25 protein-coding genes are annotated in these 24,550 nt (G+C 39.7%); 11 read left to right on the top strand and 14 right to left on the bottom strand.

Features of this window, described 5'->3' with window-relative positions; all coding sequences use genetic code 11:
• Both MHI20_RS15475 and MHI20_RS15470 read right to left on the bottom strand, forming a co-directional pair.
• Complete coding sequence (locus MHI20_RS15475; RefSeq protein WP_041090332.1) at window positions 1–1,332, bottom strand: hemolysin family protein; 1,332 nt, start codon at window positions 1,330–1,332, stop codon at window positions 1–3.
• Window positions 1,333–1,390: 58 nt separating this feature from the next.
• Complete coding sequence (locus MHI20_RS15470) at window positions 1,391–1,831, bottom strand: MerR family transcriptional regulator (protein ID WP_076821966.1); 441 nt, start codon at window positions 1,829–1,831, stop codon at window positions 1,391–1,393.
• Window positions 1,832–2,166: 335 nt separating this feature from the next.
• Between MHI20_RS15470 and MHI20_RS15465 the strand changes: the two genes are divergently transcribed.
• Entirely contained in the window at window positions 2,167–3,549 is a 1,383-nt protein-coding gene (locus tag MHI20_RS15465; RefSeq protein ID WP_340939591.1) for a hemolysin family protein, read from the top strand.
• 89 nt (window positions 3,550–3,638) lie between these two features.
• Entirely contained in the window at window positions 3,639–4,031 is a 393-nt protein-coding gene (locus MHI20_RS15460) for a hypothetical protein (protein ID WP_017360342.1), read from the top strand.
• Here the strand turns inward: MHI20_RS15460 and MHI20_RS15455 are convergent.
• From MHI20_RS15455 to MHI20_RS15445, 3 genes are read right to left on the bottom strand one after another with little or no spacing between them, the layout of a single operon-like run.
• A complete protein-coding gene (locus tag MHI20_RS15455; protein WP_007497111.1) occupies window positions 4,028–4,393 on the bottom strand; it encodes a CrcB family protein in 366 nt (121 codons plus the stop codon). The genes MHI20_RS15460 and MHI20_RS15455 overlap by 4 nt on opposite strands.
• On the bottom strand, window positions 4,394–4,795 hold the full coding sequence (gene crcB, locus MHI20_RS15450) for a fluoride efflux transporter CrcB (RefSeq protein ID WP_034647784.1): 402 nt from the start codon (window positions 4,793–4,795) through the stop codon (window positions 4,394–4,396).
• A complete protein-coding gene (locus MHI20_RS15445; RefSeq protein WP_340939586.1) occupies window positions 4,795–5,511 on the bottom strand; it encodes a glycerophosphodiester phosphodiesterase in 717 nt (238 codons plus the stop codon). The genes crcB and MHI20_RS15445 overlap by 1 nt, the downstream gene beginning before the upstream one ends.
• A gap of 306 nt (window positions 5,512–5,817) precedes the next feature.
• On the opposite strand from MHI20_RS15445, the gene MHI20_RS15440 reads away from it, so the two are divergent.
• The 3 genes from MHI20_RS15440 to MHI20_RS15430 all read left to right on the top strand — a co-directional run bounded on the left by MHI20_RS15440 (window position 5,818) and on the right by MHI20_RS15430 (window position 7,933).
• A complete protein-coding gene (locus MHI20_RS15440; RefSeq protein WP_017360338.1) occupies window positions 5,818–5,919 on the top strand; it encodes a YhdX family protein in 102 nt (33 codons plus the stop codon).
• A 164-nt stretch (window positions 5,920–6,083) separates the two neighbouring features.
• Window positions 6,084–7,172, top strand: a complete 1,089-nt coding sequence (locus MHI20_RS15435; RefSeq protein WP_024719970.1) for a mechanosensitive ion channel family protein — start codon at window positions 6,084–6,086, stop codon at window positions 7,170–7,172.
• 29 nt (window positions 7,173–7,201) lie between these two features.
• Window positions 7,202–7,933, top strand: a complete 732-nt coding sequence (locus MHI20_RS15430; protein WP_414642622.1) for an NAD-dependent protein deacylase — start codon at window positions 7,202–7,204, stop codon at window positions 7,931–7,933.
• Between the two features lie 38 nt (window positions 7,934–7,971).
• Here the strand turns inward: MHI20_RS15430 and MHI20_RS15425 are convergent, their stop codons facing one another.
• The gene (locus MHI20_RS15425; protein WP_039169286.1) at window positions 7,972–8,826 is read right to left on the bottom strand and encodes a polysaccharide deacetylase family protein; all 855 of its coding nucleotides are present in this window, start codon (window positions 8,824–8,826) and stop codon (window positions 7,972–7,974) included.
• Window positions 8,827–9,121: 295 nt separating this feature from the next.
• On the opposite strand from MHI20_RS15425, the gene dat reads away from it, so the two are divergent.
• Complete coding sequence (gene dat / locus MHI20_RS15420; RefSeq protein ID WP_024719973.1) at window positions 9,122–9,976, top strand: D-amino-acid transaminase; 855 nt, start codon at window positions 9,122–9,124, stop codon at window positions 9,974–9,976.
• Between the two features lie 208 nt (window positions 9,977–10,184).
• Here dat and MHI20_RS15415 read toward each other — a convergent pair whose 3' ends face one another.
• Window positions 10,185–10,691, bottom strand: a complete 507-nt coding sequence (locus MHI20_RS15415; RefSeq protein ID WP_017360333.1) for a universal stress protein — start codon at window positions 10,689–10,691, stop codon at window positions 10,185–10,187.
• A gap of 559 nt (window positions 10,692–11,250) precedes the next feature.
• On the opposite strand from MHI20_RS15415, the gene MHI20_RS15410 reads away from it, so the two are divergent.
• On the top strand, window positions 11,251–13,008 hold the full coding sequence (locus MHI20_RS15410; RefSeq protein WP_024719974.1) for an ABC transporter ATP-binding protein: 1,758 nt from the start codon (window positions 11,251–11,253) through the stop codon (window positions 13,006–13,008).
• Window positions 13,005–15,023, top strand: coding sequence for an ABC transporter ATP-binding protein (locus MHI20_RS15405; RefSeq protein ID WP_340939580.1), 2,019 nt, complete (start codon window positions 13,005–13,007; stop codon window positions 15,021–15,023). The genes MHI20_RS15410 and MHI20_RS15405 overlap by 4 nt, the downstream gene beginning before the upstream one ends.
• 122 nt (window positions 15,024–15,145) lie before the next feature.
• Here the strand turns inward: MHI20_RS15405 and MHI20_RS15400 are convergent, their stop codons facing one another.
• The 7 genes from MHI20_RS15400 to MHI20_RS15370 form a co-directional block, all read right to left on the bottom strand.
• On the bottom strand, window positions 15,146–15,763 hold the full coding sequence (locus MHI20_RS15400) for an NAD(P)-dependent oxidoreductase (protein WP_008348943.1): 618 nt from the start codon (window positions 15,761–15,763) through the stop codon (window positions 15,146–15,148).
• Between the two features lie 284 nt (window positions 15,764–16,047).
• Complete coding sequence (locus tag MHI20_RS15395) at window positions 16,048–16,251, bottom strand: alpha/beta-type small acid-soluble spore protein (protein WP_008348940.1); 204 nt, start codon at window positions 16,249–16,251, stop codon at window positions 16,048–16,050.
• Between the two features lie 226 nt (window positions 16,252–16,477).
• On the bottom strand, window positions 16,478–17,584 hold the full coding sequence (locus MHI20_RS15390) for an ABC transporter ATP-binding protein (RefSeq protein WP_008348937.1): 1,107 nt from the start codon (window positions 17,582–17,584) through the stop codon (window positions 16,478–16,480).
• 137 nt (window positions 17,585–17,721) lie between these two features.
• A complete protein-coding gene (locus MHI20_RS15385; RefSeq protein WP_256689145.1) occupies window positions 17,722–18,597 on the bottom strand; it encodes a helix-turn-helix domain-containing protein in 876 nt (291 codons plus the stop codon).
• Between the two features lie 20 nt (window positions 18,598–18,617).
• Window positions 18,618–18,827, bottom strand: coding sequence for a YheE family protein (locus MHI20_RS15380; protein ID WP_008348933.1), 210 nt, complete (start codon window positions 18,825–18,827; stop codon window positions 18,618–18,620).
• Window positions 18,828–18,972: 145 nt separating this feature from the next.
• Window positions 18,973–20,331 carry a YheC/YheD family endospore coat-associated protein gene (locus tag MHI20_RS15375; protein WP_340939574.1) on the bottom strand — a complete coding sequence of 453 codons (1,359 nt, stop codon included), beginning with the start codon at window positions 20,329–20,331 and terminating at the stop codon, window positions 18,973–18,975.
• Window positions 20,288–21,394: a YheC/YheD family protein gene (locus tag MHI20_RS15370; RefSeq protein WP_340939572.1), complete on the bottom strand. Its 1,107-nt coding sequence runs from the start codon at window positions 21,392–21,394 to the stop codon at window positions 20,288–20,290. Before MHI20_RS15370 ends, MHI20_RS15375 begins: the two co-directional genes overlap by 44 nt.
• Before the next feature lie 214 nt (window positions 21,395–21,608).
• On the opposite strand from MHI20_RS15370, the gene MHI20_RS15365 reads away from it, so the two are divergent.
• The 3 genes from MHI20_RS15365 (at window position 21,609) to MHI20_RS15355 (ending at window position 24,536) form a co-directional block, all read left to right on the top strand.
• Entirely contained in the window at window positions 21,609–22,742 is a 1,134-nt protein-coding gene (locus tag MHI20_RS15365) for a DUF445 domain-containing protein (RefSeq protein ID WP_039167584.1), read from the top strand.
• A gap of 122 nt (window positions 22,743–22,864) precedes the next feature.
• Window positions 22,865–23,221, top strand: coding sequence for a YlbF family regulator (locus tag MHI20_RS15360; protein WP_008348927.1), 357 nt, complete (start codon window positions 22,865–22,867; stop codon window positions 23,219–23,221).
• 448 nt (window positions 23,222–23,669) lie between these two features.
• Entirely contained in the window at window positions 23,670–24,536 is an 867-nt protein-coding gene (locus MHI20_RS15355; RefSeq protein ID WP_008348923.1) for a Cof-type HAD-IIB family hydrolase, read from the top strand.
• The last annotated feature ends 14 nt before the right edge of the window (window positions 24,537–24,550 follow it).

The following is a 24,550-nucleotide window of genomic DNA, read 5'->3' as shown; positions in this document are numbered from 1 at the left end:
TTAAGAAGCGCCTTCTTCAGCTGCTTCTAATAGTTGTTCGTTTAGTTTTTTGACTTCGATGTATGCCACATGGTGTCCATCGACTTCATTAATGATAAATTCATAGCCTTGTTCACGAATCGCGTCATTTTTCTCGACTTCATATTTTTGTGTAAGGAACCAGCCGCCGATTGTGTCGACTTCTTCGTTATCAAGCTGAATACCTAGTAGCAGGTTAACTTGATCTACAAGGACCTTTCCATCAAAGATATAGTGGTCTTCTCCCAGTTTACGCACTTCGTTGATTTCATCAATATCGAATTCATCACGAATTTCACCGACGATTTCTTCAAGGATGTCTTCAACTGTTACAAGTCCTGCTGTACCGCCATATTCATCTGATAAAATGGCCATGTGTACACGCTCACGCTGCATTTTAAGCAGTAGATCATGAACAGGAACTGTTTCAATTACATGAATAATCGGGTTTACAAAATGTTCGATCGTATCACTTGTGGAACATTCACCACTAATACATGCAGTGAGTACTTCTTTAATATTCACAACACCGATGATGTTGTCTTTATCGCCATCTTCAATTGGATAACGTGTATATTTCTCGACCTTGGTCACTTTCAGCATTTCCTCAATGGTAATATCATGAGGGAAGCTGACAACTTCGGTACGAGGAATCATAATTTCTTTCGCCAGACGGTCATCAAATTCAAAAATTTTATTCACATATTTGAATTCAGACTGGTTAATCTCGCCGCTCTTATAGCTCTCTGATAAAATAATCCGCAATTCTTCTTCAGAGTGCGCCATGTCATGCTCAGAAACTTGCTGAAGACCGAACGCTTTTGTTAATAAACGAGCAGATCCATTTAATACCCAGATAAAAGGGAACATCACTTTGTAAAAAACCATAAGCGGTCTAGCAAATAGAAGGGACACTTGCTCAGCCTTTTGAATGGCGAGTGTTTTTGGTGCAAGCTCTCCAACCACGACGTGTAAAAACGTCATAATACTAAACGCAATAATAAAAGTGACAATAGAACTAGCTGATTGAGGAATCGACAGCTCTACAAATAGTGGAGCAAGCATGTGCGCAATTGTTTCTTCCCCTAACCAACCAATCCCAAGGGCGGTAATGGTAATACCGAGCTGACAGGCCGACAGATACTCATCAAGGTGAGTCGTGACATGCTTGACAGCAACTGCTGTTTTATTACCTTCTGCGATTAACTGATCAATTCTTGAGCTTCTTAAGCGAATGATCGCAAACTCTGATGCAACGAAAAATGCGGTTAAAGCTATAAGCAAAGCAACTATAAGTAAATTAACTATGTCCAATTAAGGCCTTCGTTCTGACTTTGAGAACGAAGGTAACACCTCCTGTTTAGTAAAAATTTTAACTTAACAGCAGTAAAAATGATTGGACAGCCGTCATTTTTTCAGGAGTAAGCTGCTCTTTTAGTTTTTCACGTTGTTCTGGCTGAAGCTGCTTACAACGTGCCAAAATGCGGTCCATATGCTCATTCATCCGATCGATATCAGAGGTTAAATGGACAAGTTCGTCATGTTCTTCCTTTTGAGAAGGGAATTGTTCATCTAATCTGGATTTGATGTCAGAAAGAGCCAATCTCTGCTGTTTGCAAAGAACGATTAATTGTAATCGTTTTAAAGCATGTTCATCGTAATAACGATAATTAGAGCAAGATCTAACAGGCGCAAGCAACCCTAGATTCGTATAATAATCTACAGTTCGTTTCGTCACCTGTGCAATCTGTGCTAGTTCACCAATACGATACTTTTTCTCAGCCCCATCTGAACATCTCCTCCTAACCGTCACGTTATAGTTTATGAAAATAGTTTAATATAATTCGAGTCTGAAATACAAGATAATTGTTCAGATTTCCTGCCAATATGAAGAAACAAAGGGCATTTCCATCAATTTAGGTTGTCATCTCTAAAATACTGTAGCGATACAGGAATTTTCAGATTATTTATGGTAAGATAAAATGAATACCGTTTCATATATATGTAGAGAGACGGATTTTACGTGAACCGGAGGTGGTTAAGTGGGGCCCTCAAAGTAGTCTTATTTAATCAGTTAACCGTTTTGCAAAAGACAACATCATCAATCAGGAGGTGACTCCTTGTTCTTCTAAGAAAGAGCAAGGTTAAATGGACGATATTGTTAATCTGAGTATAGTCGGAGTTTTGATTGCTTTAACAGCTTTCTTTGTTGCATCTGAATTTGCCATTGTAAAGGTGAGAAGTTCAAGAATTAATCAGCTTGTTGCCGAAGGGTCCAAAAAGGCTATCATGGCGAAAAAGGTGACATCAAGGCTAGATGAATATTTGTCAGCCTGCCAGCTCGGTATTACAGTGACATCCCTTGGTTTAGGGTGGATCGGTAAACCGGCAGTAAAAGAACTTTTAGTTCGAGGTTTTGGTTTGACAAACATTCCTGATTCAGCAATCAGCCTGATCTCAGCAACACTTGCGTTCTCTATTATTACCTTTTTGCATGTAGTTGTTGGCGAGCTTGCACCAAAAACACTTGCCATACAAAAGGCAGAAAAAATGACGCTTTGGCTGTCAGGACCGCTGCATGCATTTTATATCCTTATGTACCCTTTCATTTATGTGTTGAACGGGTCAGCCCGTGTACTAACGAAAATGATGGGCATCGATATGGGGTCTGAAAAAGAACATTCCCATTCCGAAGAGGAATTAAAGATTTTATTATCTGAAAGCTTAAAAAATGGGGAAATCAACTCATCAGAGTATAATTATATGAACAAGATATTCGATTTTGATAATCGAATCGCTAGAGAAATTATGATACCGCGAAGAGAAATTTGTGCGATTCCAGAAGATATGGCTTTAGACGAAATACTGGCAATCATGACAAAGGAAAAGTACACACGTTTCCCCGTGTTTTCAGGGGATAAAGACCATGTCATTGGCATGCTCAACAAAAAGCAGCTCTTTGCAGATATTGTGTATCTAGGAGAAAAAGATCAACTGAAGCTTCAAGATTATATTTATCCAGTGATTGAAGTGATTGACACGATTCCAATTCAAGAGCTTCTCGTCAAGATGCAGCGCGATCGAATGCATATGGCGATTTTAACGGATGAATATGGCGGGACATCTGGACTTGTCACAACGGAGGATATTTTAGAAGAGATTGTTGGAGACATTCGAGATGAATTCGATGAAGATGAGCAGCCGGTCATTCAAAAGAGAGCGGAGCATCATTATATATTAGATGGAAAAGTGAGATTAGAGGAAGTTCAAGATTTGATCGAAATGTCATATCATGATGAAGAAATTGATACGATAGGCGGGCTAATCTTAAATGAGAACATTGATATCCGAGAAGGACAATCCATTTATCTTGATGATATTCGGATGAAGGTCTTGGAGATGGATGGACGCTATGTGAAAAAGATCGACCTGAAAAAAGGCGTCACATCATCAGAAAAAGAAAATACACGCACAGGGCTTGATATAAAAGAGCCGCTGTTAGTAAATGAAATGACCTTGAGCGAAAAATAAGCTCAAGGTTTTTTTAGGTATTTAGCCTCTTTTTTGAGAATATATGTTCGTATATAATAAGAACAAACGTTCGTAAAAGGGGGATGGACATGCTCTGGTATGAAACAGCAAGTATCACGGAGAAAAAAACCTCAATGAAACGTATTGAGTTTCATTTAAAAAATTTCAAGAACTATCAAGCAGCCATTTTAAATATTGAAAGACAGCTTGAAAAGCGAAGTTCTCTCCAACATCATCATATGGCACGTCAAAAATTAGAAGAGCAGAAAAGTCAGTATGAACTGATTGTTGCTTGTATTGAAACGGCTTTAAAAGAATTGGATGAAATAGAGCAGCAGCTCATTGATTATAAGTATTTTCGAGATTGGCGCATGGCAAAATGTGCAATCGAAATCGGCTATAGTGAGAAGACACTATTTTTAATGAAGCGCCAGCTGATGGATCAACTGCTCATCAGCCTAGCTGCCATCACAGATATTTAAAACAGAAGTTGTCCTATTTGATAAAACGCCGCAAAAAGGCATAAAGAGCCGATGATTGTCACAAGTAAATAGGCAGCAAGCTTTCCTATTTGACGCTGCATCAGCATCGTCGCAGATTCTACACTAAACGTAGAGAATGTGGTAAAGCCGCCAAAAAAACCAGTTCCTATGATCACTAGCAGTGGATGATTGGACGTTACAGCGCCTGTGAGAAAACCTAAACCGGCTGCACCTAATAAATTAATGAAAATAATACTGTACGGGAAAAGGGCATGGGATGGAGTTTTCTGGATTGTTTGGCTGATGAAGAAACGACATGCACTACCGATCCCTCCAGCTACAGCTGTACAAAAAACAATCATTTATCTGCTTCCTTTCTGCTGCTTATTTTGATGAAAGAGCCGTTCAGCAAGGATCAGGCCTGCTAAAGCAGCGGCTACTCCAGCAATGACTGAGAGCAGGATGTACATCATACTTAAATTGAACTGCCCTGCCTGTAACAGAAGAACTGTCTCTTTAGAAAAGGTGGACATGGTCGTAAACCCGCCGCAAAACCCTGTTCCAATCAAAGCTGCAAGATATTTTTTTCCTTTCTGAAATAGAAAGTATCCTGTCGCAAAACCAAGAAGCAGGCTGCCGGAAATGTTTTCAATCATCGTTGCATAGGGGAATGTCTGGCTGATGACAGTTTGGCTTAGTTCATATCTGCAAAGTGTACCAATCAATCCACCGATAAAAACGGCGAAATAAGTTTTCATCTGCATCATTTCTCCTTTTGAAAAAATAGCGGGTTATCGGTTACCACACCATCAATTGGATATTTTTTGATTCGATCCGCTGTTTTTTGATCTTTTACAGTCCATATAAACACATCCATCTCGAATGTGTGGATGCGGTCTATCCACCATATATTGATCATCGTTTTCTTCATATTAAGACAATTTGCAAACGAGCTGTATGTCGTTAACTTTCGTTTCGTTAGTTTAAATGCATCATGCTTGATAATCAAAGCTGTGCGAAGAGAAGGGGCGAATGCTTTGATTCTTTGTAGTGCATGAACATCAAAAGATTGAATGATGATATGACGAGAATAGGCAAACCGATTGATGATGTCGACAACGGCCTTTTCGATTCCTATCTGCCGTTTTGGGTGTTTGATCTCGATCAATATCCCAATCCGCTGACTGTATCTTTCAAGAATTTCTTGTAATGTTGGAATTCGTTCATTCGTATACTGTTGGTCAAACCAGCTTCCTGCGTCCAGTTTTTTCAACTGATCAAGTGTATAGCTTTTGACTAAGCCGTTTCCGTTCGTCGTTCGCTCAACGGTATCATCATGGATGACGACGACGTGCTGATCCATTGTCATTTGTACGTCTAATTCAATATAATCTGCTCCTTGCTCGACAGCTACATCAAACGCAGCGATTGTATTTTCTGGGGCTGCGCTTGATGACCCTCTATGTGCGATAATATACACTTGCTCCAGCTCCCTGACATAAGTTCTGGTCTTATCATATCAAATGCTTTGGTGGTTTTCCTTCTTTACTATATGGAGAAGAAGAGCGCCGTATTATCATGGAACCTCATGTACCGAAAAAGCTTGATGTATCATTTTGAAAAATTTACAGGAATAGAGCAAGCTTTGATTGAGTAAACCTGAATTACATCAATTTTTCTTCGATCAATTTTGTCCAAATCGTCAGCGTTCGTCAAAATATTAGTGCTTTCGTCATGTTGACTGAAAATTCTGATGTTTTATAATGATGAAAAGGAGGCGAGATGATTGGGTAAAGGGAGAATTAGAGTGGAAGAACGTATTAAGGCCGAAACGGATGCTGAAATGTTTAAAGCGACTCTCCTTGATCAGGCTCAGAAGAAAAAGTAGTTTGCTGCCCGTCGATATGTCTCAAGCCAAAATTTCATAATTGAACATCATGCCTCGGGATAGGTCCCGAGGCTTTTTATATAGAGGTCAGACATTTAAGAGAGGACATAAACGAAGGTTATATTATAAACTAGAGAGGATTGTTTTAAAGGAGAGAGACAGAGATGTTTACACAAAAATGGATGGATACATATTTTACAGTCGATATTGCGATCCAAATAGGCATTAGCCTTTGTATTTTATTGCTTTTTTTATTACTTCGAAAAGTATTTACGAAATACTTGTTTCACCTGCTCTTTAAGCTGACAAATCGGTCTAAAACCGAAGTCATTAACCAAATTGTCGTGGCGTTTGAAAAACCTGCGAGACTGTTTTTTGTGGCACTAGGTTTATATTTTGCGTTAAGACAAGCCCCATACTTTGAGCACCATATGGATGTCATTGTCAAATTGTATAGATCTTCTATTATTTTGATGCTGACGTGGGGGCTTTGTAATCTAACCGCAGCTTCTTCCTTCTTATTTCAAAAAGTGAATTCAAAATTTGAATTAGAGATGGATGATATTTTAGCCCCATTTTTATCAAAGGTTCTTCGGTTTATGATTATTGCACTGAGTATTAGCGTCATTGCACAAGAATTTAATTATGATGTGAACGGACTTGTGGCAGGGCTTGGCCTAGGTGGTCTTGCTTTTGCACTCGCTGCGCAGGATACAGTGGCGAACTTTTTTGGAGGAATTGTGATTATTACAGAGAAGCCTTTTACAATGGGCGATTTTGTAGAGACTCCAAGTGTACTTGGGACTGTAGAGGACATTACCTTCCGAAGCACAAAATTTAGAACACCTGCTGAAGCGGTGGTGACCGTGCCAAATTCGACCCTTTCAAAGGAGCCGATCACAAATTGGACGAGAATGAATAAACGTCAAATTACGTTCTCCGTTCGCGTATCTTACAATACACCGAAAGAAAACATTGATAAGTGCATCAAACGTCTGAAGCAAATGCTTTATGAGCATGATGGGGTTCATAAGGAAACGATTATGGTGAATTTCGATGTGCTGGCAGACAGCTATTTAAACTTATTCTTTAACTTTTATACAAACACAACGGCTTGGTCTGAAAACCTGGATATTAAGCAGGATATTAACTATCGCATTATTGATATCTTCCATGAAGAAGGGGTAGAATTTGCTTTCCCTGGACAGACCATTTATATGAAACAAAAAGGTGAGAAACAGCTCGGTGAATAAAGGAGGAATGGTGGTTGGATCAAACAAAAGTGGCAGCGCTAAGAGAGAGATTATCAAAGGCCTCACATATTACAGTCCTTTCAGGTGCTGGGATGAGCACAGAATCGGGAATTCCCGATTTTAGATCAACGGGTGGACTATGGACAGAAGATACTTCTCGCATGGAGGCAATGAGCCGGTCCTACTTTTTATCACATCCGCATCAATTTTGGCCGAAATTCAAAGAATTGTTTCAAATGAAGATGAGTGGAGAGTACGAGCCAAACGCTGGACATGCTTTTTTAGCCAATTTAGAAAAGCAAGGAAAACGCGTGGATATTTTCACGCAAAATATCGATGGTCTGCATAAAAAAGCGGGAAGCCAGCATGTGTATGAACTGCATGGTTCCATTCAAACAGCTACATGTCCATCATGCGGGTCAACATACGAACTGCCTTATTTATTACAAGAAGAGGTACCGGTTTGTGAGCGGATCTCATCAGACGGCCGTACATGTGGACGAGTACTTAAAACAGATGTTGTCCTTTTTGGGGACATGGTGAAGCACTTTGATCAAGTGGAGAAATCGCTCCAGCAAACGGACATGCTACTCGTCATGGGAACTTCCTTAGAAGTGGCACCAGCCCGATATATTCCAGAAGATGCTGCTCATCATCCTTCCATCTTTAAGGTCATGATGAATTTAAGTGAAACGGATTTCGATCCGCTGTTTGATCTTGTCTTTCACGAACGAATTGGCGAGCTTGTGAATGCTTTATAAATCATAAAAAACCCGCATCCAATAGGTGCGGGTTTGCTTTATTGTTGTAGTGGCTTCATTGTTTCATCAAGGACTTCAAACGTGTAGCCCTTCGCCTTTAATTGTGTGATCAGACTGTTTAAGTATTTTGCGGTAGCTGGCTGATCATGCATTAAGATGATTTTTGGCTCTTTCGGGTACTTGGTTTCAAGCACTTGCAGCTGATTTAATACTTCTGGTACATATTTTGAGCTTTTATATTTCCAGTCAAGACTGTCAATGGTCCAGTCCCAGTATACAAAGCCTTTTTGTTTTAAACGTGTTTTTTGCTGGTCTGTTAAGTTTGGAGAACTGCCATAAGGTGTTCTCACAAGATGTGTATATTCACCAGTAACAGAAGCCAATATGCGCTGATCTTCTTTCATCTCATTTACAGGAGAATCACTTTTTTGATAAAAGCGTTTCACATCATGCGTGATGCCATGAAGTCCTAATTGATGACCTTCTTGATGAAGTCTTTTCACAGCTGCTGGGTGTTCTTTGATTTGCGGTCCGAGCATAAAAAATGTGGCCTTCACTTGCTGTGACTTTAGCACATCTAACAGCTGATTTGATGTAGCAGAAGGGCCATCATCAAAGGTTAAAAAGATCGTTTGATCCGTTACATGTTTGTTTGGATTGATCTTAAAATGTGCATCTAATGTTTTTGGCGAATCATCTTTTGGTTTCAGACTTGTACTTGTGTCTCGAAATGGACTGCTCGCAGACACTTCATTCGGTTGATCTGCTGCCTGCATATTGGTTTTAGACATATCCCAAATGAAAAAAAGGATCAATGTCAGAATGACTAGACCAATCGCCTTTGAGAGCAGCATCGTGTTTGAAGGTGTCTGTTTTTTCGTAACCCGTTGCATTACAATCGCTCCAATAAATCAGTAGTTTGTGTCGAATCATGTAGTGGATTCTGTCTTTTTTCGCTGTTTTTTGTCGTGCTCATATGGAGTAAGTATACAGGAAAAAAGAGCCTATGAATATAGAAGATGCTAAAAAATTGGAATCTTTTTGGTTATGAATCTATATTTGTTACAATAGAAGGTTATCCAGTCAAATGGATATGAAATAATTCTGAATAATCATTGAAACGTTTACATTTATCCGCTAAGATAGCATCAGATTCAACCATTAAGCAAAGCGAAGGGGAGATTCCATATGAAAGTATTGTACAATGGGGATTTTATTGAAAAAAAAGATGCACATGTTGATATTGAAGACAGAGGCTATCAATTTGGCGACGGAGTCTATGAAGTCATCCGCGTATATAATGGGACTTTGTTTACATTAAAAGAGCATACTGAGCGTCTATTCAAGAGTGCAAAGGAAATCGGCATTCATCTGCAAGGTACAGTATCCGATATGGAAGAGAATTTGAAGAAGCTAGTCGCAGATAATCAAGTGATTGATGGCGGCGTGTATATTCAAGTCACGCGAGGCGTCGCACCTCGTAAACATCAATATGGTGTACTTACCCCTCAGATTACGGCATATACATTTCAAGTGAAAAAGCCTATTCAAGAGCAGACAGCTGGTGTGAAAGCTCTATTGTCTGAAGATCTTCGCTGGTTAAGGTGTGATATTAAAAGCTTAAACCTTTTATATAACGTCATGGAAAAGCAGAAAGCGTCTGAAGCTGGTGCGTTTGAAGCGATTTTAATAAGAGACGGCTTTGTGACAGAGGGGACGTCCTCGAATGTATATGCCGTCATTGACGGTGTCATTCGTACACACCCAGCAAATAACCTGATTTTAAACGGCATTACACGTAGAAAGCTGCTAGAGGTTTGTCAGGAAGAAGGATGTCGTGTGGAAGAAACCCGCATGAGTAAAGACGAACTTTTGCATGCACAGGAAATTTTCATCAGTTCAACGACAGCTGAAGTGATTCCAATTGTAGAGATAGATGGTCAGCCAGTTGGGGAAGGTGTTCCAGGAGAGATCACGAAGCGTGTACAGGAAGGGTTCCAGAAAAAAATTAAGCATGAAAGCGAAGCATCTATTTCTTCGTAAAAGGAAAAAGGCTGTAAACCAATGTTTACAGCCTTTCAGCGTGTAGACAAACCCTCGCATTCGGTGTCAGTCCTGCGTGCTGGTGCTCACGAATTCAAATTCGCTCCGCTCCAGTACTCGTCCTTCCTAGACTGCAAAGGTTTTCTATCACGCTGAAAAGAAGACAAAAGGTTAAAATAAAGTTCATTTTAGCCTTTTGTGATGACATTTATTTCACGATCAGTACAGGTATATCTGATTTGGACGATAACTTTTCACTCACACTGCCAAAGAGCATTTTTTTCAATCTGCTTTGGTCACGTGCTCCCATGACGATGAGGTCTGCTGAAATCTTTTCAGCGTATTCGATAATCGCTTCTGCAGGCTCCCCTTCAACAATTTCAATCGCAGCTTCAAACTGCTCTTCATTTAACAGCATTCTTGCTTCTGCAACGACCTCTTCTGTATGATCTTCAAAAATCAAGGGACTTTGCTGTTCATCATGAGGTACGTACACAGGGGGTGTTTGAAGGTCTGCCATGCCGCCTCCGATATAAGCGCCGCCAGTCATTGGGCGAGGTGCATCAAACACCTGTCTGCTGGATTTCCCATCATGAGCGTAGGCAACGGTCAGCTTGGCATTCAACGTTTTGGCTAAAGCGATTGCCTTCTTTAATGCTTTCTTACTGTCTTCATGTCCATCAAACGCAACGACCATCCGATCAGCTTGAAACAATGTCCTCATTCCTTTCAAAAGGAGTCTATACGTTCATGGTATACCCGTTATGAGAAAAAGATACACATGAAAACGATTGTGTTTTTGTTAGAAAATTTCATTTATTGAAAAATATTTATTGACAAAATGGTGACAGCCACTATAAGATAAAAAAAGATTCAAGAGCCAAAAGGAGGAAATGTCATGTGCAACATCATTGGAAGAATGAAATCAAACTGCATGAATGGGTTGATTCACGTGACAATTACACCTTCATTGGTCATTGAAAAGGGACTCGTATGTTCCAATTGATCGGATGAATCAAGGCGTATGTTGCGTATTTGTCAACATGCGCCTTTTTATCATGTATAAAAGAGGCGTACCAGTCAGCTGGTTGCCTCTTTTTTTGTTGTATGCATTTCGTATATCGAAATAATGGAATGCATCAACAACTAAATGAAGAGGAGTGAAAGCATGTGAACATGCCAAAGGCAAGACAAATGACAAAAGTTCAAAAAACGAAACAAGGTGACAATCAGGAAAATATAGAAAGCGGCTAGCTTTAAAAGGAGAGACAAACATGTTTTCAGTATTTGTGAAATTAGGCTGGTTCTTTAAACAAGAGTGGAGGCGCTATACAATCGCCATTACGCTGCTGCTCATTGTGAATGTGCTTGAAATGCTGCCACCGAGGTATCTAGGTCAAGCAGTTGATGACATTCGGTCTGGTCAATTTACAACATCCAGTATCTTATTTTACGTAACCATTTTTTGCTTACTTGGTGTCAGTGTCTATGCGCTCACCTACTTTTGGATGTATCAGTTATTTGGCGGCGCGAATGTCATGGAGCGTGTGATGCGCGGAAAATTAATGCGCCACTTACTGAAGATGACACCCACCTTTTATGAAAAGAAAAAAACCGGAAATCTAATGGCGCTAGGTACAAATGATTTGAATGCTGTGGCTTTAACAACAGGCTTTGGCGTTTTAACATTAGTCGATTCCACTGCTTACATGCTGATGATCTTTTTTACGATGGGGCTGACGATCAGCTGGAAATTAACTTTAATGGCCATTATTCCGATGCCGCTGATGGCGATTTTGATAGCGTTTTATGGCAGTAAAATTCATGAACGCTTTACAGTCGCTCAAGATGCATTTGGTGATATGAATGATCGTGTATTAGAATCAGTTGCCGGCGTTCGGGTGATTCGGTCTTTTGTGCAGGAAAAACAAGATGTGAATCGCTTTCGAGAAATGACAGACGATGTCTTTCAAAAAAATATGAGAGTAGCGATCATTGATTCATTGTTTGAGCCGACGGTGAAATTGCTTGTGGGGATCAGTTATTTAATCGGTATCGGTTACGGCGCATATCTTGTGTTCCAAAGTGATTTAACCATTGGTGAGCTTGTCGCATTTAACGTCTATCTGGGGATGATGATCTGGCCAATGTTTGCCATTGGTGAATTGATTAATATCATGCAAAGAGGAAATGCCTCATTAGACCGGTTGAATCATACACTCAGTTATCAACCGGATGTAACTGACGCAGCCAAGCCAAAAAGATTACAAGAGCCTGGCGATATTCAATTTGAACATGTGACATTTAGGTATCCAACTTCCTCTAAAGATAATCTAACGGATGTCTCCTTTACTGTACGAAAAGGGCAAACGATTGGTATTACAGGAAAAACGGGAAGCGGAAAAACAACGATTGTCAAACAGCTTCTTCGTCAGTATCCGACAGGTGATGGGAAGATCTTGCTTTCAGGTGTTCCAATTGAGGACATTGAATTGGATCAACTGTTCCAATGGATTGGCTATGTTCCGCAAGATCATGTCCTTTTCTCAAAAAGTGTAGAAGAGAATATGCGTTTCGGTCATAGAGACGCGAGAGAAGCTGAATTAGCACAAGCGATTAAAGATGCTTACTTTGAAAAGGATTTACGCCTTTTACCAGAAGGCTTGGAAACCATGGTTGGAGAAAAGGGAGTGGCGCTGTCAGGAGGACAGAAGCAGCGGATTTCCATTGCACGTGCTTTATTAATTGATCCAGACATTTTGATTTTGGATGACTCGTTATCTGCAGTTGATGCAAAAACAGAAACGGCTATTTTAGAGAATTTAAGACAAAATCGTCATGGGAAAACGACATTTATTACAACCCACCGTCTATCAGCTGTAGAGCATGCGGATCTCATTCTTGTCATGGAAGAAGGACGTATTGTTCAAAAGGGAACCCATCAAGCGCTTATTCAGCAAGATGGATGGTATAAAGAGCAATTTCTGCGTCAGCAGCTGACAAATCAGCTGGAAGGAGGGGATGAGGCATGACAACAGGGAGAAGACTTCTTGCCTATGCACTCCTGTATAAAAAAGTATTGTCTGTTGCTTTGATCTTTCTGATCATTGCAGTTGGTGCTGAGTTGACAGGACCTTTCATTGGGAAAAAAATGATTGATGATCATATTTTAGGTGTAGAAAAACCGTATGTTGAGGTAAATGAAAAAACAGATAAAACGGTTTATTACCAGGGAAATAACTATATAAGAAGTGACCGGCTACAGAATCAAAATGAAGCTGGAAAGCAAATCAATGTCGTGCAAGTCGGATTTGGGTACTATTTTGTGAATGAAAAGATTCGATTTGACGGGAGCCGGACAATAGAAGGGGATCAGCTCACCATTGAAAATGGGAGCGAGCGTGAGACGTATCAGGTACAGCGTTTATCCAAAGAGGAAATCTTTGCTTTTTATCAGCCGGAAATCAGTGGTTTGGTACAGCTTGTTCTATTTTATTTTGGGATGCTCGTCATTGCGATTTTCTTTCAATATGGGCAACACTATTTACTCCAGCGTATTGCAAATCGCATTATTCAAAAAATGCGAGTGGACGTATTTGAACATATTCAAACGCTTCCGATTCGGTATTTTGATAATTTACCGGCTGGAAAGGTTGTCGCGCGGATTACGAATGACACAGAAACCATTCGTGATTTATATGTTACAGTACTAGCGAATTTCGTCACAAGTGCCATTTACATGATTGGCATTTATACCGCCATGTTTTTATTAAATGTGAAGCTGGCGCTTATTTGTTTAGTGGCTGTTCCGATTATTTTCCTATGGTCGATGACTTACCGAAAGTTTGCGTCAGTTTACAATCATCGCATTCGATCCATCATCAGTGAAATTAATGCCAAGCTAAATGAAGCCATTCAAGGAATGACGATTATTCAAGCATTTCGACATGAACAAGCAACGAAAGAAGAATTTGATGAGCTGAATAACAATCACTTTCGATATCAGCGAAAGATGCTTCATTTAAATTCACTGCTTTCACATAACTTGGTGAATCTGCTTCGGAACTTAGCATATGTCGCACTCATTTGGTATTTTGGCGGCGCGTCCTTAAGTGCGACGGGCATTGTGTCGATTGGGGTGCTCTATGCATTTGTCGATTATTTAAATCGTTTGTTCCAGCCGATTACAGGCATTGTGAATCAATTCTCTAGATTAGAATTAGCCAGGGTTTCATCTGAACGGGTCTTTCGATTATTAGATGAGCCAGGTACTGAAGTGGAAGAACCAATTCAGAAGAAACTAGAGGGACACGTCCAATTTCAGGATGTTACCTTTGCGTATAATGAAGGGAAAAATGTATTAAAGAACATCACCTTTGAGGCGAAAAAAGGTCAGACGGTGGCACTCGTTGGACATACCGGTTCTGGGAAAAGTTCGATCATGAATTTGCTGCTACGTTTTTATGATATTCAGCATGGGGACATCCTCATTGATGGAGAAAGCATCTATGATCAGTCGCGCCAAACGCTGCGTAAACAAATGGGCATTGTACTTCAAGATCCTTATTTATTTTCTGGAACGATCGCATCCAATGTCAGTTTGGGAAATGAAGACATTAAAAGAGAAACGATTGAAACATCGTTAAAGCAGGTGGGCGCAGCAGAACTATTAAAGCATTTGCCTGAAGGGTTTGATGAACCAGTTGTTGAAAAGGGGAGTACTCTTTCCTCTGGGGAGCGTCAATTGATTTCATTTGCCCGTGCACTGGCATATGATCCAGCGATTTTAATTCTAGATGAAGCGACGGCTAACATTGATACAGAAACAGAAGCCATCATTCAACGGGCACTAGATGTCGTCAAAGAAGGACGAACCACTTTTGTCATTGCGCACCGATTATCTACTATTAAGAAAGCTGACATGATTTTGGTGTTAGAAAAGGGTGAGATTGTCGAGCGCGGCAGCCACGAAGAGCTCATGGAGCAAGGCGGACTGTATGCGCAAATGTACGAATTACAAAAGGGAGCTGTGACGAGCGGCTTATAGGATGAGTAGCAAAAGCCTCTTTCAATTTGAAAGAGGCTTTTTCATGGCAATGAAAAAAGTCGAGGCTTCATGATATGATCTCGACTTTTACTGGTTGTATATCATTTACACGAACTAAATGGTCAATAAGCGATACCGACACGTTGATGCACAAATTCTTTTGAGTTTAACTGCTGATACAAAAAGTGTGCGGTATCTTCAACTGAGATTTTCTGTCCATCTATAGGGAGAAAATTCTTTTCATAGCGATATGACCGTGTCACTTCTCCATCTGGTAAATAGGTTGGGCAAATGATTGTCCAATCTAGTTCAGTTGATTGAAGAATTTCAAATGCTTTGGCATGTTCTTTAGCAGCTCGGGAAGTGGTTCGCCTTGATTCATTTGTTTCAAAGCGGTAAAGCTCAGGCTGCTGCCTTGCTTTCAAAATCCCAGCAGTGCCAATCGTTATAATTCTTGATGTTCCTGTTTGCTTCATGGCTTGTACGATATGCTCCATTGAAACAGATAAAGTATCATCACCATCTGTTGATAGACAGCTCACGACAATATCTGATCCTTTAATTGTTTCAAGCACATCCTCTTGATTTCTGGAATTGCCGGTGACTTGAAACATACCCGCAAGCATTTCTTCCCGGTTTGTCCGAATTAACGAGCGAACCATGTAACGATCATCTTCTTTTACGAAACGAAGAAATGCTTGTCCTACACGTCCATGAGCACCGAAAAGAGCTATTTTCATCTGATCGATCCCTCCACTACATACTATAAGTGAAAAGAACTTAAAATGGTACAGTTTTATGTCATGCTTTTTTTATAAAGATGAAAGGACCGAATACTATGAGCATATTCACATAATAGAGAGAGACCGACAAATTGTAGAAGTTCAAAATTCACACCTGAAATAATGTCCATAAAGATCCGCTCCTTTCTAATACATCATATGAATTCAAAAGGAATCGGTGAGGGATAAAACCAAAAAAAGAAGACACCATAAGAGGTGCCTTCTATGATCCAGATATGAAATTAAGCTTTTGTTCCGCCAAGGTTTTGCTGAGCGTAAGATACAAGACGTTTCGTGATTTCTCCACCAACTGAACCGTTAGCACGAGCTGTTGTTTCTGCTCCAAGGTTTACACCAAACTCAGAAGCGATTTCGTATTTCATTTGATCGATTGCTTGCGCTGCTCCAGGAACTAGTAATTGATTTGAACTATTAGAATTTGCCATGATGTGAATCTCCTTTTTATATATGATTTTTTTGGTTGGGTTTGCTGGATTCGCACCAGCGAAATGACCAAGTCATTTGCCACTTGGCGAAACCCAATGCGGTAACTGCTTTGTACTAAATATTATGGTTCGCAACGAAAAAAACATACGGAAAAAGAACATGGTAAATGTTGTTTTCATATACAAAAAACCACCACCCAATGGTGATGGTTTGTGGAATGTCTTCTTATTCAGCTGAGCGAATGCGCAGCTCAGTCTCTGTATCAAAGAAGTGCGCTTTATTCATATCAATGGCAAGAGGGATCGTCTGACCTGCCTGAATATCTGTGCGAGAATCAACACGTGCAATAAACGTTTGACCAGCGAGAGAAGAATAAAGCATCGTTTCGGCTCCCATTAATTCAGCCACTTCTACGTTTGCTTCAATTTTTGTTCCTTCAGAAGCCTCTATAAACACAGGCTCATCATGGAAATCTTCTGGTCTGATGCCTAGAATCACATCTTTTCCGATATAGCCCTGACTGCGTAATACTTTCATTTTTCCTTCTGGTACACGAATGTGCGTATTCCCAATGGCAATGGCTCCGTCAGACAGTTTTCCTGTAAAAAAGTTCATCGCTGGAGAGCCAATAAATCCTCCTACAAAGACATTCTCTGGGTTTTCATACACATCCTTTGGTGCGCCAACCTGCTGAATAAAGCCATCTTTCATGACAACAAGCCGAGTAGCCATTGTCATGGCTTCTGTTTGATCGTGTGTGACATAGATGAATGTCGTCTGCAGCCGCTGATGAAGTTTAGAAATTTCGGCACGCATCTGAACACGAAGTTTAGCATCTAAATTAGAGAGAGGTTCATCCAAAAGAAAGACTTTTGCATCGCGTACAATGGCCCTTCCAAGTGCAACACGCTGTCTTTGACCTCCAGACAATGCTTTAGGTTTTCGATCTAAGTATTGTTCAAGCCCTAATATTTTCGCAGCGTTTCGTACCCGCTCATCAATTTCTGTTTTAGGAAATTTTCGAAGCTTTAATCCAAAAGCCATATTATCGTACACATTCATATGAGGGTATAAGGCATAGTTTTGGAAAACCATCGCAATATCCCGATCTTTTGGTGCCACATCATTCATTCGCTTGCCGTCTAATAGAAAATCCCCTTGTGAAATTTCTTCAAGGCCTGCAATCATGCGGAGAGTTGTTGATTTTCCGCATCCAGATGGACCAACAAACACAATAAATTCTTTATCCTCAATATGTAGATTAAAGTTATCTACTGCTGTTACTTTGTTATCGTACACTTTATAAATTTGATTCAGCATCATTTCAGCCATAGGTGGTAGCCTCCCAGTCCTTTTTGAAAGCGCTTTACTTATAAATGAAGTGTATAAAAAGGAAGGGTGTCTGTAAATGGACAACGTGCACAACATCTTATCTTCATTTTTAGGCAAGGTGCTCATGTTAGGATCATTTAAGAAAGATCGAGAAGATTCATCATGAAATAAGCAGCTGACGCTTCTTGAAAATGCCGTATATCTAGTCCTGTCCGTTCAATAAATTTATCAATCCGATACTGGAGGCTGTTTCGATGAACATATAACGCTTTTGCTGCCTGCGATGCATTTAAATTACACTGCATATAGGTCGTGAGAGTCCGGTAAACGTCCCGATCAAAGATTGTTTCTATAAATGCATCTGAAATAGCGGCAGAAACCATGTCTGTATCATGGCGAATGAAAGCAGGTAGACATTGATAAAATGTTGCAACCCCTGACCTAAGTTTTCCTTGCTTCAGATGCCATAAAAAGAGCTGATGTTCATTTAATAATCTCATTTTTAAATTTCCATTCGGCAAATGCAGCTGTCCTTGCATAAAGACAACGTCTGTTAAAAAATCACTTGTGATGGCTTGAGACAGATCATGTAGCTGTTCAAGTTGACCATTTTCTGATGTAGCGTTTGTTTGAATGAGCATAGCTGTTTCAGTGCCTGTCCATATGAAATGAATATGTTCGAGGCTGCTGTTCACAGCCTCTTTTATTTGCTGCCTTTGTTCTGCTTGGTGATCCATTTTTAAAAAATGAACACGGACGGATCGATCGATGGTGATTGATTTGTTTTCAAAGAGATAGCTGTACCATTTCTGTTCTTCTTCCGTTTCCTGCGTATGAGGTACATCAATTGGTGTGAGGAATGAATTGAGAAGAAGCGTTTCCCTTTCTGTTAGCTCCGTTTTGTTTACTCCAAAAATTTCGCCTTCGTCTGTTTGATACCAGAGAATTTGTTTATCATTTGTTGGTGAACTGATGATATGGTGTCCGTAAACAAGTTTTAGTTTTTCTAACATGGCGAGGCTCCTTAAACAGTTTAATCATACACATGGAATAGCATTAATTCGTGGATTTCTTCTTTTAAGGTTGGTTCAACTTCATGAGGCGGAAGCTGAGAGCCCCATTCAATATCACCCGTTTTGTGATAAATGCCTTCATAGTGTGAACCATTATGAAAAAAGGATATTTTCCAGCCAGGTAATTGCGCTTTTTTAAAGAGAGGTTTCCATTGAAAATGAGAAATCATATCATCATTGCCTCCTTGCTTTTATTGATGAAACAATAAATACACACGACAATACGGAAACAACCTTGAACTTGGTTTTATTGTATCTCATCTGATGAAAAGAGCATAGGGAAAGCATAGATTTCAGAGACATGAAAAGAAAACATCAGTAGGCGTTTGCATGGTCTATAGGAGTAAGAGCCATTTGTGTTAGGTAAGATGCGTATTCAACGATTCTTTTCCCAATCAGCCATTCTGAGTTTTTCAATGGTGCATGCAGAAAAATCTCGCGGCCTGGACGAGAATTGGCTTCAAACATCCAGATAGCACCTAAGTGATCAATACCTAAGTCAAAACCAATTTCGCCAATCAGACCGGGCATTTTTTCATCTATCACACGACTAAGTGCGAGGGCAGTATCAGAGAGCTCTTGCAAAACCTTCAAACGTTTCTCTGCATCAGGAAAGATATCATATAGTGTTTTTACTGAACCACCATGCAGTTGATGGGTTGTGACAGTGTGATCTCCTGAAACTTTTCCAGCAGCGGCTGTAACAGTCCAATGACCATACTTATTTTTATTCGTATGAATTCTAAAATCCAGTGGTTGATTGTCTATTTGAAGAAGCTCAATGCCTTGTTGTGCAATCAAGTCTTGAATTGCACAATCTTCCCGCAGTTTTTTCACGAAATGGTCTACGGAATGATATGAAGTGGATTTCCCTTTATTTGAGCAGACAGTGATCCCGTTTTCCGTCTTCTTTAACTGATAAATACCGTCTCCGTGACTGCCGTTTGTTGGTTTTAAATAAATGACATGATGCAGATGAAGGAGTGTTTCTATTTTATTTAAAGCATCAACAGGATCTAATCGTATAGAATGTGGTAAGAAAGAGCTTGTTTTTTCATCTGTTAATAGCTGCTCATGAATGTCCCATTTATTAAAAAAATAAGGATTGAACCAAGGGATATCGTAGTCTTGAGTGAGTTTTCGTTTTGTTTCTTGAATGAATGCCGACTGAGCAGCCTTTCTATTAGGCAGCCGGTCATAAACAACGGATGGGAGGGGCATCTGCTTTTTTACCCAGCGCTCCTCTTGGTAAAGAAAACCTTCTACTATTCCTTTATCCCAATCGATAGAATGAGTACCAAAAAGATATGCAAAACCAGCATGCTGCCTGCAAGATTGCAGCAATTTCATAAAATAGGAAGATCTTGTGCCTAAAGGTGCTGTATTTTGTTCGAATCCTGCAGTGAAAATGCCGATGAGAGGTCCTATATAGAGTGTATGTTGAACTAATATGACATCAGCTTTCGTTTTGTATGGAATGAGTAAAGCGCGATAAAGGTCTTCTGATAATAAAATCCTTTGTGATTGATGATGATAGGAAATGGTGAAATCATCTACTAAACAAGAACCTAAAGCAATAGATAAAATTGCCTCCTGCTCTTTAAACTGAGCAGGGAGATATACTGTTTTTTCACTTGCTGAGTGAGGAGCGATGATGTAGCGTTTTCTCTTCATAAGGAACCTCCTTTTCTTCAGCCATCATCGATTTGGCATGTTCAAGTATGGTCAGAATCAATTGATTCTCCCTTTCAGGGTAAGCTTTTAAAAAAGAGGATCGTCCTGGCTTTGATCTTACATTTGAGATGAAAAGTCTGCCTTCATTTGTATGAAGCAAGTCTATAGCGAATTCAATACACGGTGAGAAAGTTTTGTCTATAAACGCTGGAAGAGATGATTGAATAGAGGCAATATCATCTAACAACAGCTCCTTGATGTGTGGCTTTAATGAGTTTAAATAGTGATCAAAGGCTACCACATGAATGGAATTTTGTGTATTGCTTAAAAGGCTGTTTTCTACTGATGGTTTTGTATGAATCCCCATGCTATTCCATTGATTTTGTGAATTTTTTATAAGAAAAATCCTAATTTCATTGAATATAACGTCTTTTTGATCATTCGTGTTAAAAAATTGAAGGAAAGATCGGCCGATATACTTTTTGCACCAGCGTTCAACCTCTGCTGAATGTGAAAAGGTGATGATTTGCTTAGCGTTTAGCTGCACAGTAATGAGTGATTTGTCTTTTAAAGAAATGAAGCAAGAGGGTGCTGCGTGCTGTTGAGAAAGCGGCTGTATTTTACAATATCCGCCCTTTCTGACCAAGTTGAGCAGGTCTGAAGGCTCTGTCAATAGAGAGCAGACAGGTAAGTATGGTTGTAAAGAAGGGAGGAGACGGAGCTGCTCGAATAGCCGCATTTTATTTGAAATTCCAGTATTCAAAAAAACGGTTTTTGGATACTTTTTTAACCAATTCATGATAGGTTTTGCTTTTTTAGATTGTGCGTCATGCTGATAAAGACAACGATCATAAATCAAGTCAGGAATCTGAAATTCTGACGCTTCAAATCCTTTGCCAGTCTTAAATTTTTGACCGTGAATGACATTTGAAGCAGGCTTTAAATCTAGAGGTGAAAAACGAACAAATTCTAAATCAAAAGAAGAGGCTGCTTTGGCAAGCTGATGTGTGAATGCTTCTTCATGCTTCGGAGAAAGAGTGACAATGCCGAGCGTTGACGTCATGAAACAACACCTACTTTTCAAATTCTTTTTTTAACATCTGAAAAACACTTTTTGTTGATTTTATATAAACTTGGCGTTCCTATATCATTACGACAGATCGTTGTCTCATATGTCACATTGAATGCTTCATTTGCTTGGACTCTTGACAACAACTATAATACGTATAGATAAAAACAATAAACTTCAGGTGTTGTTTGAAAGGTAGATGACGACTTTGGATATATTCACAACGTTTATCTTTATGATTGTGATAGGTGCAGTGATAGGGGCAGCAACAAACCATCTCGCGATTAAAATGCTTTTTCGTCCGTATAAGCCATATTATTTATTTGGGAAGCAGCTCCCATTTACACCGGGTCTCATTCCTAAAAGAAGAGATGAAGTAGCCAAGCAGGTTGGCGTCATGGTGATGGAGCATTTACTAACGCCAGAGGGTATTAAAAAACGATTTGAATCATCAGAGGCAAAGCAAGAGATATTGCGGACAGTGCACCGATATATTGATAAAGGTGCTAATATGGAAATGACGGTTTTCTCCATGTTAGAAAAATACGGTTTTTCACAGGCTGACGTTAAAGCTGACGCATGGCTTCATCAGTGGACTGATCATAAGCTCCACTCACTGCTTGAAAAGTATGACCAGCAAACGTTGTCTGAGCTGTTGCCACAGGATGTAGAAAATAAGCTTGCATCAAAAATTCCAGATGCCGCAGATTATATTTTAAAGAGAGGCATTCATTATTTTGAAAGTGATGAGGGAAAAGCAAGACTCGGTCATATGATAGACGATTTCTTAAAAGAACGAGGAATGCTTGGCAGTATGGTCCAAATGTTTTTAGGGAATTCAAGCTTAATTGATCGCGTGCATCCTGAAATGATGAAGTTCTTAAAGAATGCAGAGACAAAAAGGTTTTTATCAGATTTACTTGTTCAAGAATGGGACAAGGTAAAGCAATTTTCTTTACATGAGCTTGATGAAAAATGGAATGTGAAGGAGCTTCTATTTAGTTTGAAAAAGCAATTGCTTTCACATTTTTCTACAAAGGTGCTGTTAGATAGACCAGTAGGAGTTTACATCAGTGCAGTAGCGGATGATCTTAAGACCAAGTTTGCTCCATCTTTCATTGATAAAGGGATTGAAGCCGCATCTAATGCGCTTGAGGGACTGCTCGCAAAGCTCCAATTTGAAGAAATTATTCGTGAACAAATTGAACTTTTCCCGCTTGAAAAAATGGAAGAGCTTGTGATCAGCATATCTAATAAGGAGCTGAAGATGATCACATTTTTAGGCGGTCTTTTAGGTGGATTGATCGGTGCTGTCCAAGCGATTTTTGTCACCTTATTCTAAGGCAAGATCGAGAAATTTCGATGAATTTATTGTATATATGTGAAACGAAAGCCATAGTTTGTTATAGTGGAGTGGTGTCCGCCGATCCATATCGGTGATAACGGATAGAAAGGAGACATAACATGTCTGTAAATCTTTATGATGTTGCATATGACCTTGAAAAAGCACTGCGTCATAGCGAAGAATATTCAGCGTTAAGAAATCTTTATGATGAGGTAAACGGGGATGAATCCTCTAAAAGAATGTTTGAGAACTTCCGTGACATTCAAGTAAACCTTCAACAAAAACAAATGACTGGTCAAGAGATTACACAAGAAGAAGTAGAGCAAGCGCAAAAAACGGTTGCACTTGTGCAGCAGCACGATAAAATCTCTCAGTTGATGGAAGCAGAACAACGCGTAAGTGTTCTTATCGGTGAATTAAATAAAATTATCATGAAGCCTCTTGAAGAGCTTTATGGAAATACTGAAGAAAATTAATTGAAAGGGCGATCATATTCGCCCTTTTTTTCATTCATATCGCCGCTTGTATATCTTTAAAAAAAGGGTTGTCGAAGCTCGTAAATTCTGCGATAATACTTATTGAAAGTGCTTTCAAAAAGCGCTATCGTGATGAATTGGGTGCGTTCCACTTTGGATTTACGGCGATGAGCCAAATGAGAGAGAAGCGCTTCTGGGAGAAAAGCAAAGCATAAGGGGATATGATATAAGCAATGCTTTGGTGTGTGAAAGATGAGGGGATCATGGGGAGCTTCATCACGCCATTGTTACGCATCCAAACCATACATAAAAAAAAGCCTAGGGGTAGGCTTTTTTTATTTGTGATTGAGAGGCATAAAACAAGGGCTGCTTCAACTGCATGTTCTAAAGCGATAAGCTAGGGCATATCCTCATCGTAAGTACAGTCATCAAGAAGGGGGATGCCTCAGTGTCAAAAAAGCTACTTGCACTCAATATAGATGGAACGTTGCTTCGTTCCAATGGGAAAATCCATTCCGCTACAAAAGAAGCTGTGGAATATGTTAAGAAAAAAGGGGTTTACGTGACGATTGTTACCAACCGTCATTTTCGATCTGCACAAAAAATTGCCAAGGCGTTGAAAATACCAACTTCAACTCTTGTGACGCATAGTGGTGCATTTATCGCTGATAAGCTTGATGAGCCGCTCCATGTGAAGAAATTAACGGAAGAGAAAACATTTAATCTTGTGCAGATCCTTGAAAGCTTTGATTGTAATGTTCGCTTGTTACATGAAAAATTCTCAATCGGCAATCGGAAAAAAACACAGTCTCAACTGATGGGAAAAACGTTGATTCATCCGTCTGATCCCATTTTCTATCCCGTTCAATTTGTTGAATCATTAAGTGATATGCTCATGGATGAACCGGTTAGCACACCTGTCATTGAAGTGTATTCGACGGCAGCACTTCAGCCTGAAATCCACACAACCATTCAACAAGCATTCCCATCTGTTGATCTGATTAAGATCAGTGATGAGAAAATGAACATTGTATGCAAAGGGGTATCGAAAGAAGCAGGACTTTCTCTTTTAACTTCAGCACTAGGTTTTACATTAGAAGATACGGTCGTGATCGGTCACGGGACAGACGACATCCCAATGCTTGAGTTAGCTGGCTTAGGCGTTGCGATGGGGAATGCACCTCACTCGGTCAAACGTAAAGCCGATTGGGTGACACGTTCTCATGATGAACAGGGTGTTGCTTATATGATCAAAGAATATTTTAGAATGCAGCAAAGGGAAGGTTTTTTACATCAATTTGATATTAAACGATAATATAGTGAAGGCCC

This window comes from Bacillus sp. FSL K6-1106, from assembly GCF_038005245.1.
Lineage (GTDB): Bacteria > Bacillota > Bacilli > Bacillales > Bacillaceae > Bacillus > Bacillus altitudinis.
This window is presented reverse-complemented; position numbering and strand designations above follow the sequence as displayed.